The organism is Tepidibacillus sp. HK-1 (genome assembly GCF_001748485.2).
GTDB classification, from domain to species: Bacteria; Bacillota; Bacilli; order Tepidibacillales; family Tepidibacillaceae; genus Tepidibacillus_B; species Tepidibacillus_B infernus.
The window spans coordinates 12,745-27,148 of record NZ_BDGM02000021.1; the positions used below are offsets into that span (position 1 = coordinate 12,745).

At 35.2% G+C, this 14,404-nt stretch carries 8 protein-coding genes; all 8 read right to left on the reverse strand.

Annotated elements, in window-relative coordinates:
• Positions 1–7 precede the first annotated feature (7 nt).
• Positions 8–3,601, reverse strand: coding sequence for an AAA family ATPase (locus BEN26_RS11030; RefSeq protein WP_069797977.1), 3,594 nt, complete (start codon positions 3,599–3,601; stop codon positions 8–10).
• On the reverse strand, positions 3,598–4,836 hold the full coding sequence (locus BEN26_RS11035) for an exonuclease SbcCD subunit D (RefSeq protein WP_069797979.1): 1,239 nt from the start codon (positions 4,834–4,836) through the stop codon (positions 3,598–3,600). Before BEN26_RS11035 ends, BEN26_RS11030 begins: the two co-directional genes overlap by 4 nt.
• A gap of 93 nt (positions 4,837–4,929) precedes the next feature.
• Positions 4,930–5,604 carry a tetratricopeptide repeat protein gene (locus BEN26_RS11040; RefSeq protein ID WP_069797981.1) on the reverse strand — a complete coding sequence of 225 codons (675 nt, stop codon included), beginning with the start codon at positions 5,602–5,604 and terminating at the stop codon, positions 4,930–4,932.
• Between the two features lie 137 nt (positions 5,605–5,741).
• Positions 5,742–8,717: a beta-phosphoglucomutase gene (gene pgmB, locus BEN26_RS11045; protein WP_069797983.1), complete on the reverse strand. Its 2,976-nt coding sequence runs from the start codon at positions 8,715–8,717 to the stop codon at positions 5,742–5,744.
• 61 nt (positions 8,718–8,778) lie between these two features.
• Positions 8,779–10,473: a phospho-sugar mutase gene (locus tag BEN26_RS11050; protein WP_069797985.1), complete on the reverse strand. Its 1,695-nt coding sequence runs from the start codon at positions 10,471–10,473 to the stop codon at positions 8,779–8,781.
• 169 nt (positions 10,474–10,642) lie between these two features.
• A complete protein-coding gene (locus BEN26_RS11055; RefSeq protein WP_069797987.1) occupies positions 10,643–11,785 on the reverse strand; it encodes a glycerate kinase in 1,143 nt (380 codons plus the stop codon).
• 43 nt (positions 11,786–11,828) lie between these two features.
• On the reverse strand, positions 11,829–13,097 hold the full coding sequence (locus tag BEN26_RS11060) for a GntP family permease (protein ID WP_069797990.1): 1,269 nt from the start codon (positions 13,095–13,097) through the stop codon (positions 11,829–11,831).
• Positions 13,098–13,239: 142 nt separating this feature from the next.
• Positions 13,240–14,400 carry a sugar diacid recognition domain-containing protein gene (locus tag BEN26_RS11065; RefSeq protein WP_069797992.1) on the reverse strand — a complete coding sequence of 387 codons (1,161 nt, stop codon included), beginning with the start codon at positions 14,398–14,400 and terminating at the stop codon, positions 13,240–13,242.
• Between the last annotated feature and the right edge of the window lie 4 nt (positions 14,401–14,404).

The window sequence follows — 14,404 nt, forward strand, 5'->3', positions numbered from 1 at the left end:
CGATTGTTTAGGCGTATTCTACATTTATCTTCGAACCATTACCAAACGTATCTGGTGGAGTAACGATAATTCTACGGTTTAAACGATTTTGCAACTCTGGTACATGCGAAATAATGCCAATAGTCATCCTTTCAGCATGTAGCTTTTCTAAAGTCATCATAACTGTATCTAAAAGATCTGTATCTAAAGTACCAAATCCTTCATCCAAGAAGAAAAATTCTAAAGGCTGACCACCTTTTAATTGAATCTGTGAAGATAAAGCTAATGCTAATGCTAGAGAAGTTAAAAATGTCTCTCCTCCTGATAAGGTTTGAACAGGCCTTGATAAACCACCATTTAAATCATCGATCATGATAAAACCACCTTCTTGATCTACATCAAGTCGGTAACGATTTCTTGTTAATTGCTTTAGTTTTTCAGAAGCAGTTAAAGTGATATTGTGTAGATGTTCTTGAGCGATAAAATCAACGAAGGCATTACCACGTAACACTTGATTTAATTCGGATACAACATCCAATTCCTTTTGTACTAATTTTCGTTGTTCTTCAAATATTAACCATTCTTGATGATCTTGTTCTAATTGTCGATATTGGTAATTTAACTCAGATAATCTTGATTTTGTAATCTCAAATACTTCTTCCAATTCTAGTTTTTGTTTTTGTAGTGTTTGCCATTCTTCTTCGATCAAAGTTCTTCCTTTTAATTGAACGACATATTGTTTTTCTTGTTGATATAGAAGATACATGGTGTCATTATAAACCTTGATTTGTTGATTCAGTGTTTCTATTTCTTCATGAGGAATTAGATAGGCTTTTACATGTTCAATCGATTGCCAGTTATTTTCCTGTAATTTTTCTTCTAATGCTTTAGAAAGGTCTTCGAATTGACTTCTCAATGTCTTCATTACTGCTTCTTCCGAACTTAACTTTCGCTCAAGTTGGTTATATTCTTCTTTTGAATTAACCCAACTATTCTCAAATTCAGCTCGTTTTTGCTTTAATTCGTCTAATCGCTGATCTACTTCTGAAATCCTCTGTATCGCAGGTTTTCCATTTGTAACCTTTTCCAAATTTGCATATAACTCTTGCCGTTTCTCTTCTGTTTGCTTATTATTCATCTCTAATATATCAAGAATAGATCGATTGTTTTGTTTTTCCTCATTTAACTTTTTTTCATTTAAGTCTAAATTTGATTTTATTTCTTCTGCCTTCGTTATTTGTTCAAGCAATTTTTCTCGTTGTTCATCAAATGCTGCTATCTCTTGTTTACGAATTTCAATGGTTTGTAAATCCCAATCTCCTTTTACTTTTTGCCATTGTTGTTCTACTTCTTGAAGTTGAGATTGAATTTGTTCTTTTGAGTGTACTATGGTTTGTTTACGTTCTAGATATAAGGTGATTTTTGATTGGATGATCTTTATATCTTGTTCTTCTATACCAATCGTTTTTTGCACTTCTTGAAGTTGTGTCTGCAAGTTTTGATACTCTTCACTCCAAGATGCTAGTTGTTCTTTAAGATTTATATGTTCCTTTTGTTCTTTGGTGAAAAGTTTTATCATTTTTACCAGATCTAATTCTTTGTATGGTAGGGGTAAGGCCTTTCTCAAATCTTGTACTTGTTCTTTTTTAGCTTCTATCTCCTTCTCTATTTTGAAAAGTTGATGTAAAACCATTTCTTTTTTACCTTCCAGTGTTTTTAGAGAAATGTTTTCATCTGTAAGTTGAGCTTCGATCTGCTTGATTTGATACTGGATTTGTTCATGTTCTTGATAAGATTCAGGCTCTACTATACCTTGATAAGGATTTGGATGATGTACTGAACCACAAACTAAACAAGGGACACCTTCTTCTAAATGTTCAGCCAGAATAATTGCCATCATTTCTATCTGTTTCTTATCCGATTTTGAAAATGTAAGCTTCAGTTCGTCTAACTTTATTTGTAATGAATCAATCCTTTCATTTATTTTCTCAATATGAGAAGAGATTTCAGCAATTGTTTCAGATGTTTGCTTTTTTTCTTTTTCTAATGTTTGAATTTCATGATTGATGGTCTGCAATTTATTTAACTTCAGTTCAAGTTCTAGAAGGCCACGGTCTTGTTCATGCCACTTTTCTTCTGTAATAGGTTTTTGGTCTAACATTTTTTGTTCTAATCGTTTTAAGTTTACATAATCTTCATTATGTTCCTTTGTGTTTTCTGTATGCTTTTCGATTTCCGCTTTTTGGACATTGATAGCTGTATCGATTTGAGTAATTTCAGCAATGAGTTCATCTAATTTACTTGTTATTTGTAGCAAATTCTGTCGAACCAGAAAAGCCTGGTCTAATTTATTTCTTTCTTCAGAAGTGACATGGATTTCTTCCATTTTTTGTTTCCATTGTTGAAGGTTAAACTCGATTTCATTTTTTTGTTGCAAAATGGACAATCTATCTTTTTCAATTTGATCTAACCGTTGAAGCACTGAATTCCTTTCTTCAGCATATCCTTCTAAAGTCTTAGCTAATTTTTCAATTTCCTTCTCCCATTCTAACGCTATGTCAAATTTGTATTTCTTCTCTTGAAGTAGTGGGACATCTTTATCAAATTGTTCTTTGGCTTGCAAAAATTGATGTTCCTTTTCCTTCAAACTCTCCGCTAGTTGCTTTTTGTGAAGATTTAATTGATTTATATTAGATTGCAAATGATCCATTTGTTCCAGTGTCTTTTGATATTGCTGAATGTATGGTTCAAGCTGAAATGCTTTTGTTGCCTTTTCACTTTTTTCTTCTAGTAGCCGCACATCTTGTTCTTTTTCCTTTAATTCGTTTAATTGTTGATGAACATAGTCTAATTGCCTTTGTAGTTCATATACCTGTTGTTTTTCAGTAAAATTTATTAGAAATCGACTTAAAGCTTCTTGCTTTTTCTCTTTTCTTTTTGTGGTTTCCTGAAGCTCCATATAAAGCTGATCAAGATTTTCCTTTGTTGCATGTGCTATCATTTCTTGCTTAATCAATATCTCATCTCGTTTTTTTCTAAGTTCATTCTCTTTTAATTGCACTTTATCCTTTAACTTTTTCCCATACTCATCTAAATGAAAAAGTCGCTCTAGCATTGGTCTTCGATCTTGAGCTTTTAATGTGAGAAATTCTGCAAATTTTCCCTGTGGCAAGACTACTGCACGTGTAAAATCATCCACAGTTAGACCAAGCAAGTTTTCTATTTCATTTGTTACTTCCCTTTCTTTATCAGCAATCACTGTTTCTTTCCCGTTTTCTATTACCACAAGACGGGCCAAAGTTGATTTAACACGGTGTTCTTGACTTCTACTATATACTCGTTCAACTATATATATCCGAGGAAATTGACCAAAATATAATTCAAACGAAAATTTAACATGAATTTTTTCTTCTTGTTGATTTAAGATACCTATCCGATTTGCATCACTTCGCTCTACTCGGCCATATAATGCTAAAGTAATCGCGTCTAATATCGTCGATTTTCCACTTCCTGTAGGACCAAAGATGCCAAAAACTCCAGCATCAGAAACTTGCTGAAAATCAATATGTTGTGCTTTACGAAAACTATGTAATCCTGCAATGATTAAAGAGATCGGCTTCAATCTTCTTCAACCTCCTCGTCATTTTGTTGTTGAAACAGTTTAAGAAATAGATCTACAATTTCCTTTCTAGGTTCAGCACCTATACGTTGTTGATAAAATCTCTTAAATAATTCTGATGGTTGTTTAGATTGCATTTCAATCGCTTCCATTGCCTGTTCTAGTTCTGGTGTAACGACTCGAATATGAATAAATCCCTCATTCATTTTGCGAATTCGCTGGATTTCTTCCATTGATAGTGGATGGGGCATATGAAGCTCTAAGTCGATCCAAGCAGGTGTAGTTCCCTCGTTTGTCAGCCATTCTTCTAATTCAGGAATGCCATTTTTAATCTTCTTTTGTATCAATAACTTCCCACTGGATAAGTAAATTTCGTAAGGTTGCACTGAATCATTTGGATTAACATCAAAAATAGTGACAGATTTTTTGTGATTTGCTTCTGAAAAGCTATAGGCCAAAGGAGAACCAGCATAGCGCGTTAAACTTAATGTTCCTTTCACATCTTGCGGTCGATGTAAATGGCCTAAGGCAATATATTGAAAGAAGTCTGGAATGTGAATAGGATTGACTGTATAAGCTCCGCCAACTTGAATTTCGATTTCTGAATCAGAGGCTTGTCCACCTTGGACAAAAAGATGGCTCATTGCCAAATTTACCGTGTTTGCCCGGAAAATTGATCGTTGGGACTGAAACCATTGATGAACAAAAGCGGAATAGGATTCTCTTATTTCTTTCACATCTGCACTTTCATGAAACAATTGTTTTAATCGCGATTCAGATGGGTATGGTAAAGTTGATACCATAGCCGTTTGATTTGCTGTTGGTAAATATAGTTCAAGCCATCCTATCCCAGTTTTTTCTGCATAGACTTGTCCATGATTTTTTAACTGGCTTGGATAAATTTCATCTGTGGGTAACCCCAAGAGATAAATACCTTGTTTATCCGCTAATGGATTTGCAGCTCGAATACGTTCTGGTTGGTCATGATTTCCTGCAATCACGACAACTCCCCGTTTTCCATAGTTGCTTAAGCGATGAATCGTTTCATAAAAGAGATGTTCTGCCCATGCAGGAGGATTCACCGATTGATAAATATCTCCTGCTATTAAAACAAGATCTATCTTTTCATCATCAGCAATTTGACAGATTTCATCCATCACTTCAATTTGCTCATTTTGTCGATCTCTTCCTTCTAATGTTTTTCCTAAATGCCAATCTGCGGTATGTAAAACTCTCATCCGGAAACTCCTCTCTTCTAACCTTTCTCTATTGTATCTGTCTTTTGCCACAAAAAAAACACTTTCCATCATGGAAAGTGAAATGAAATAGTTTTAGCAGTCAAATTGCATATGTCGATGTGTTAAGGAAAGAAGCTGGCTAACTGTTCCTTGTGGTGAAAGATCCATGGTTAAGATATGATCTACTTCTTTAAGGTTCACTTCTGAATAAGTGTATGCTTGTTTCAAAAGTTGGATGGCTTGGCTCGTATCTTCCTTTTCAAAAGCCAATAGTGCCAAATTGAAGTATGAATAGAATAGTAAACTGTTGGTTTTTTCTTCTTTCTTATGTACTTCTTCATTTTTAATAATGGAATAAATTTCTTGAGTCACTTTATCAGTATCACCAGATAAAGCATGTATTTGCCACATTTGATTATAGAGAAGGCCTCGATTGATCAAAGGAAAGGAAGTAACCGTTTTTTGAGAGAGACAGTCAATCGCTAGATTCAATAGTTCGATTGAGTGTTCTTTATCTCCTGTTGAGACCCAATAATAATCCGCTAAGTCAGATAACGACCAGATGTATTGCTCATCATCTTCCTGCTTCACTTCTTCTAAAATCGATTCTAAAAGTTCAATAGCAGGTTTATAAATATTTAGATTTGCTAAAAGTCGACCAAGTAATGCACGATTATGCCAATTTTCATAAGATTCCAGTGCTCCTTTTTGCAATGGAACATATTCTTTTACATAATCTGCCCAGTACCGATATTCTTGTTCGTTCAAAGCTATTCTCCTTTCATCTACTCTTGTAAATTCGTTGATACTTCACCATATGATGCAAAAGTAGATTCTAGTACAGGACATGCTCTGAACCAGCAAATTTTTATGAATGATGAAAAAAAGCCACCGTATATTGGTGGCTATTTAAAATTTTCTCTTAATCTTTCCAATGTAAGTTCATTTGTATCTTTCACAATAAGGTCTGCTAGATGCATCGAATCTTCATTTCCAACTCCTACGGCAAACATATTTGCTTCTTTAATGGCTCTTATTCCAGCTTCTGCATCTTCAATACCCACACAGTTTTGCACTGGTACCTTTAATTGTTCGGCGGCCACCATGAAGATTTCTGGATCAGGCTTTCCTTTCACGATTTTACCAGCATCAACAATGGTATCGAAATATTCTCCGACTTGCAGTTTATCAATAACAGTAAAGGCATTTTTACTGGCAGAAGCAAGGGCAATTTTAACGCCATTTGTTTTTAATTCTTTTAATAATGGCAAGATCCCTGGCAATAAATCATTCGGTGTAATTTTTTGAATCAACTGCTTATAATGGTCATTTTTCCGATTAGCTAGGGATATCTTCTCTTCAATTGTGTAAGATTTGTTTCCTTGTTGCAGAATGAGCTCTAATGAATCCATTCGACCAACACCTTTAAGCTTTTCATTAAATTGACGATCAAAAGGAAGACCTAATTCTTCAGCTAGCTGTTTCCAAGCCAAATAGTGATATTCAGCAGTATCTGTAATCACACCATCTAAATCAAAAATAACCGCTTCAATGAAAGGTTTCAGACTTTTATTTATGGATTTGCCTTGTTCTAATTGAAGGCTTTCTTGACGATGATAAATCGTTATCGGTTTTCCTTCTAATAAGGTATAACTAACCTTTTCTGTTGCAATATCTACATCAATCAAACGGCCTTTAAACGTAACCTTAAAGTGATAACCCTCCCATTTTTTAGGAACGATTGGATTAAATCTTAAGATTCCTCCATATTCTCTTACACCAGCAAATCCATTAAAAATGGACAACCAAGCTCCAGCCATTGATGCTGTATGGATTCCATCTTTTACATTTTTATTGATATCATCTAAATCCATTCTTGCCGTTCTCATGAAGTATTCATAAGCTTTATCATGATAACCTATTTCAGCAGCCATTATGCTGTATGTGCAAGGAGATAATGAAGAATCATGAGTAGTAATTGGTACATAATAGTCATAATCGCGTTTCTTATCTGCCAAGTTGAAACGATCTCCTTGTAAGAATAAAGCAAGAACTACATCCGCTTGTTTTAACACTTGATAACGATAAATTACCAATGGATGATAATGTAAAAGTAATGGATAATTTTCTTGGGGCGTATTTGCAAAGTCCCATACCGCTTTATCTAAAAAAGAATCGTCCTGTGGATGAATCCCTAATTCATCATCATAAGGTAGATACATTTTTTCTGCAGCGTTCTTCCATTCTTCAATCTCTGCATCGTTTAAATTGATCTTTTCAGCTAATGATTTGAATTCATTAGAAAATTTATCTTTAAGTAACTGAGCAGTATGATAAGCAAACTCTAAATGGTCTTTTGCCATAATGTTTGTATATAAGTTGTTATTCACGATTGCCGTGTACTCATCAGGACCAGTTACATCATTGATACAGAAGCGATTTCCTTTCCTTTTGATATAATCTCCTGCATCTACCCAAAGTCTAGCGGTTTCAAAGAGCATTTCAGCGCCTTTTTCTACTAGAAAATCTAAATCATCTGTCGCATGTATATATTTTTTGAGGGCAAAAATGATATCTGCATTGATGTGATATTGGGCAGTCCCTGCTGGATAATAGGCTGAGGTTTCTTCCCCATTAATGGTTCGCCATGCATAAAGCGCACCTTTATGTGATAATTCTTTAGCTCTTTTACGAGCTTTATCCAAAATACTGTAACGATATTCGATTAACTTTTTGCTGATTTCTGGATTCGTATAAAGGAAGAATGGTAACACATACGTCTCTGTATCCCAAAAATAATGGCCTTCGTATCCTTCGCCTGTAATTCCTTTTGCTCCGATATTCGTCTTTCCATCTTTCCCCACAGATTGAAGTAGATGATATTCATTAAAACGAATACTCTGTTGTAAAGAAAGATCTCCTTTAATTTCAACATCGCTTCGGTACCAGAAGTTTTGTAAATACTGTTTTTGATCAGCAAATAATGCATCAAATCCTCGTTGTTTCGCAGCCATGACTGTTTCTCTCGCCAACTCATGCAACCGATTTTCAGGATAATCTTTTGATGTATAGTAGGTAATATATTTTGATAAGCGAATGGATTGTTCTTTTTTGGCCACAATTGTGTACTTAGTTTCGACCCATTGATCTTTTGATTGCGCTATAAATGTAAAATTACTTTCAGTCGCTAGCTCATTTTCCATAGCACAGACTAAAGCAAACTGAGTATTTTTTGTCTTTTGATGTATTGCACCGAAAGTTCCTCTTTGCACTACGTCTTCTGTTAAAAGAACTTGCTCCGATAAAACTGATCCAGCCCTAGGATCACCCATAGAGACTTGATTTTGCACTTTTCCGTTAATTGCTGAGATAAGAATGACTTCACCATCAAAATTAAGGGGGATTACTTCATAAGAAATCGTTGCTAAATGTTTGTTAGTTAAAGCAACAAATCGCTTAATTTTAAGTTTTACTTGTTTGCCTGAAGGTGATTCCCAGGTTACTTCTCGAGTTAAAACCCCTTCTTTCATGTTTAATTCCCGATAGTAGTTAAGAATTTTTCCGGTAAATAGATTAAATTCTTCACCTTCAACATATAACCGAATAATTTTACTATCCGTTACATTTAACATTGTTTGAGAATATTTGGCATAACCGTAAGCTTCTTCTCCATATATAATTGGTTCTGACTCATAAAAACCATTTAAGTAAGTCCCGTTTACTGAAGTACCCTCAGGGCCAGCATATCCTTCTTCAAAATTTCCACGCATGCCAATATATCCATTTCCTGTAGCAAAAATCGTTTCATCCTGTAGATTTGTTTCGACATCAAAAGAATTTTCAATAATTTTCCATTCATGAAATGGGTAGATTACTTTCATTTTATGACTCCTTTTTACGTATAAATATTCCTTATCTTGTATTGTTTCCCACAATAGCATTTCATGTAAGTTGTGCCAAGACAGCCTCTTTTAGTTGTTTTAATTTTTCTTGAACTGAAAGTGGAGAATTACTAACCATACTAAAGTAAAACTTTAGCTTTGGCTCTGTACCAGATGGGCGAATGGCAATCCAAGCGTCATCCTCAAAAATGATTTTAAGCACATTGGATTTAGGAAGACCCATTGGTGACAGTAAATAATCTTCTACCGACTTCACCTTCATACCAATTAACTCTTTGGGTGGATTTTCTCTAAAGGACGTAACAATCTCCTTAATTTTGTTACTTCCTTCAATTCCTTTTAATGTGATTGAAACTAGATCTTCTTTGTAATACCCAAATCGTTGGTATACTTCATCTAGAATGTCTAACAGACTTTTTCCTTCAAGTTTATATACAAGAGCCATTTCGGCTACAATAGCAGTAATTTGTACTGCATCCTTATCCCGAACAAAATCCCCTGCTAAATAACCATAGCTTTCTTCGTAACCAAATAAAAAGGTGTATTGTCCTGTTTCGCGATATTCTTTTATTTTTTCACCGATATATTTAAAACCTGTTAATGTTTTTTCTGTTGCAATATGAAAAGCACTAGCGATTTTTTCTCCTAAGTCTGAAGTAACAATGGTATTTACCATTACCCCATTCTCAGGAAGAATTCCTTTCTTCGCTTTCTCATTTAATAAATAGTATAAAATTATCGCACCTAATTGATTTCCATTTAAAGCCTCATATTCTTCCCCATTTTTCACCAGAACACCAAGTCGATCTGCATCTGGATCGGTTGCCATGATGATATCTGCATTCTTTTCCTTAGCTAATTGCAGAGCTAAATGAAAAACTTCTCTTTCTTCTGGATTTGGTGCTTTTACTGTTGAAAAATTGGGATCAGGATGTTCCTGTTCTTTTACAATATGTAAGTTTGTAAAGCCAACTTGATGTAATATCTCTCTAACAGGTTTATTTCCTGTACCATGTAAAGGGGTGTAAATAATCGATAATTCTTTGCCACTTTGGGCTATCAGATCCTGATTTAATAACAATGACCGAACATTCTTGGCATATTCATTGTCAATCTCTTTACCAATATAATGGATTAAACCTTGTTCAAGCAATTGATCTAAAGGTTCTACTGAAATATGTAATATGTCTTTTACATTGGTCATCTGATGATAGATTTGTTCAGCCATTTCTTCAGTGATTTGGTTCCCATCTGTATTGTAAACTTTGTAACCATTGTATTCTGAAGGATTGTGGCTAGCTGTAATCACTATACCTGCAAAGGCATGCAAATGTCGAACGGCAAAGGATAAGAGTGGTGTAGGTCTAAGCTCATTAAATAAATAGACCTGAACTCCATGAGTAGCTAAAACTTTCGCAGATTCTTCTGCAAAAGTTTGTGAATATCTTCTTGAATCATATGCGATAACCACGCCTTGCTTGATCGCTTTTTCACCTTGCTCAATAATACAATTAGTTAGCCCCATTGTGGCTTTTCGAACAGTGTAGATATTCATTCTGTTTGTACCAGCGCCTATTATTCCTCGTAAACCACCAGTCCCAAACTCTAAATTTTTGTAAAAACGTTCTTCGATCTCTTTCATGTTTCCTTCTATTTGCTGCAATTCTTCCATCAATTCTGGTTGTAAGTTGTCATACTGTAACCATGTTTCATATTGTTTTAATACTTCTCCCATTTGACCACCACCATATTAAGCATTTAATTTGGAGTTACTTCATCATACTATCATTTTAACTTATGAATTTGAAATGACAACTATGTATATCAGTGAAAAAGGAGCATAAACATCTCGTTTAAGCTCCTTCATTTTAAGAATTGACCAAATTTTACCTATATAAGAGATTTTATATTTCATTTTTACTTATTCTCCAAACAGCGGCTACATTACGAGCTGTTTGATAAACGTAATTAGATGCGCCTTCGAATGCATCATGTAAAGAAATCACGCCAGGTACAACACTAAATAAAGCATCAATACCATGTTGATGGACAATATGACTGTCTGTGGATACACTACCTGCTATTCCAATCACAGGAATGTTTAGTTTTTTTGCAGTTTTGGCTACTCCAATGGGTGTCTTTCCATGGATGGTTTGATTATCAATCTTACCTTCTCCGGTGATCACCAAATCAGCCTTGTTCATATGCTTTTCCAATTCTGTTGCAGCTATAACGATATCGACTCCTCTTTTTAATTCAGCAGAAAGAAAAGCAAGTAAGCCAGCACCGAGACCTCCAGCAGCACCTGCTCCAGGAATATCAATGACATTTTTTTTGAGATCTTTTTTGATGATTTCAGCATAATGGGTTAAATTTCGATCAAGAAGGTTGACCATTTCAGGTGTTGCACCTTTTTGAGGTCCGTAAATTGCTGCAGCGCCAGTGGGACCAACAAGTGGATTATTTACATCACAAGCCACTTCAATCTTTACTTGTTGAAGTCTTGGATCTAATGCTGACAAATCAATTGAAACAAGCTGGTTTAATGAACCACCACCATAGCCAATTTGTTCGCCTTTATCATCTAGTAACTGAGCACCTAATGCTTGAGCCATTCCTGCTCCCCCATCATTGGTAGCACTTCCACCAATTCCAATAATGATATGTTCTACCTCATAATCTAAAGCAGCAAGAATTAACTCTCCTGTTCCCCATGTCGTAGTGATTAAAGGATTGCGATCCGATTGAGGAACCAAATGCAAACCTGATGCGGCAGCCATTTCAATGACAGCAGTTTTTCCATTTCCCAAAACCCCAAAAAATGCTTCCACGGGATGTCCCAATGGGCCAATCACTTGTTTATTTATAATTTGGCCATCTGTGGCATCTACTAAGGATTCAACTGTTCCTTCCCCACCATCTGCCATAGGAATCTTTATATAGGTTGCATCAGGATATATCTCTTGAAAACCTTTCTCAATCGCATTGGCAACTTCTAGTGCTGTTAAACTTTCCTTAAATGAATCTGGCGCGATAACAATTTTCATTTGAGACACTCCAATCTATTTTGTCTTTCTTAGAAGCATATTCTTATCCGAAAAATTTAAATACACCATAAATCAAAGTAGAAACAACAGCTAATGTTAAACCTACTAATGATTCATAAGGGATTAACTTTAATCTTTCTTTGATTTGCATATTTACACTACCGCCTGTAGCATGGAAGAAACTACCGTGTGGTAAATGGTCTAATACTGTTGCACCTGCATGAATCATAGCTGCACCTGCTATCGCAGCAACGCCTAATTCTAAAATAGTTGGACCAAATACACTACTTGCTACAGCTGTACCCGCGGTGGTCGAAGCTGTTGCTCCTGACATAAGTACACCAGAAATTGGTGCCAATAGATAAGCTGGTAAACCTGAAGAGCTTAATGCATTAATGACTACATCTTTTAATCCAGAGTTGGCAATGATACCTGCTAATGTACCTGTACCTAATAACATAATCGCAACTCCAGACATTTTTCCTAAACCAGATACTGCATATTGGTTGATTTGTTTGATTCTACCCATAAATAATGCACCGATCAATCCACCTAAAGGTAATGCAATCATTGGGTCAATACTAATATCAGCAATTGGACGTAATGCTAATAGGACAATAGTGACAACTGGCCCTACAATAGCCGTAAAGAAGATCGGTAGGTTTCCATCGCTGTGGTTTTGGATTTCTGCTAATTCAACCTGTGAACCTTTATGAGTAAGTTTTTTTGCAATAAAATAAGTGACAATCAGACCAAAAAATGCTGGTATAATTCCTGCTGCCATAACCGATGTTAATGGAATATTGAAGGCTTCCGAAGCAGCAATCGCATTTGGGTTAGGAGAAATGACGTTACCTGCTTTACCTCCACCAATCATCGCAATTAAAATGGCCATTTTAGAAAGGTTAGCCCTTTTTGCAATCGCTAACGCAATTGGTGAAACGGTAATAACCGCAACATCAATAAATACCCCTACAGCTGTTAAGATAAGGGTTGCAATCGCTAACGCAAACAATGCTCTTGTTTCCCCTAATTTTTTCACGATGGTTTCAGCTATCGTTGATGCTGCACCAGACTCTATGAGTACACCTGCTAAAACTCCAGCTGCTAAGATTCTTAATACTGCTGGAATGATACCTTTGGCACCATCCATCATTAATGTGACTGTTTGACCTAGATCTGCACCGCCAATAATACCACCTATTAATGCTCCAGCGATCATTCCGTAAGCAGGTGGAACTTTCCTAAGAATCAGGACAATGGCAATGACTAATGCTACTATAGCACCTAAAGCAGTTACTTGAACATCCATGTTTTGACTCCTCCTAAAGTATTTTTATGATGATTAGTTCAATTACCATTGTAAGCGGTTCCTTGCCAATTAACATCATTCATACAACAAAAAATAACCAAAAAAACAAGCCGTTTTTTTGGTTATTTGCATAAATAATGCTTTATTTTGAATTTAACAAATTTAATAACATTGAGATATATAAGTCTATTAAATCTTTTAGTTTTTTGGGATCTTTACCTGTCATTTCTTTTATTTTTTCGAGGCGATAATGTAGAGTATTTCGATGAATAAATAACTTCTCTGCTGTATGATTAACTTCACCGTTCTCTTCAATAAATACTTTTAATGTTTGTTGAAGTTCACCCTTTTTGTCATTTTGAACAATTCTTTGATAAACTTCAAATAGTGGATGTTTTAATGTTTTTGGTAGATCCACTAATAAGGTAGGAAAACCCATCTCTTGATAAGAATAAATATCGATATCAGGAAATAAATGTTTCCCAACTTCTAATGTTTTCATTGCCTCATGATAGGATAAAGATAGTCCCGCTATTTCAGGATAATACGATCCTATACTCATGGTTGTCTTGACCTTTGATAATTGGAAGATACGTGATCCCCATGAACGCAATTGTTGCAGTGTTTGTCCTTCATTCCATTGATCATCATTTAATTTAATTTTTTTAAACAGGATAATATCAGTGGTATACCCCAGTGCCATTAAGTCATCATTATCTAGCAAATTTTGAAGGGTAGAGACTACTTTTTTCCTTCTACTCAATAATTCCTTTTCAGATAACTGATTAACCTTTATTTCAATAATGACTGCCACTCTAGGTATTTGAAATGAAATTCCAAGAATCTTTGCCCTTTCAAGAAACCATGGATCTGTTTCAAGATTGCCAACTACAATCTGATGAATGACTTCCTCTTTTAATCTTTGATCCCACTGAATTTGCTCTAAAAGAAAGGCCTGTTCTAGAATCATTTCTGCAGCCATTTTAACTAATTCTCCATAGCCTCGTATTTCCTCTGGGCGGCCAGTAATTCCAACTACACCAACAATTTCGTTTCTAAAAAAGATCGGAAGATTTACTCCTGGCTTTGCTCCTTTTAGATAGTTCGCCTTTACTTCATCGATTTCAACCACAGATTGACTTTTGATTACAGCAACTGCGCCATCGTGGATTTGATTGATCCTTTCTTTTTCTCCAGAACCAATAATAACTCCTTTTTCATTCATCACATTGATATTTCTGTGAATGATATTCATGGTTCGATCAACAATTTGTTCAGCTAGTTCATGATTAAGAAAAATCATTTCA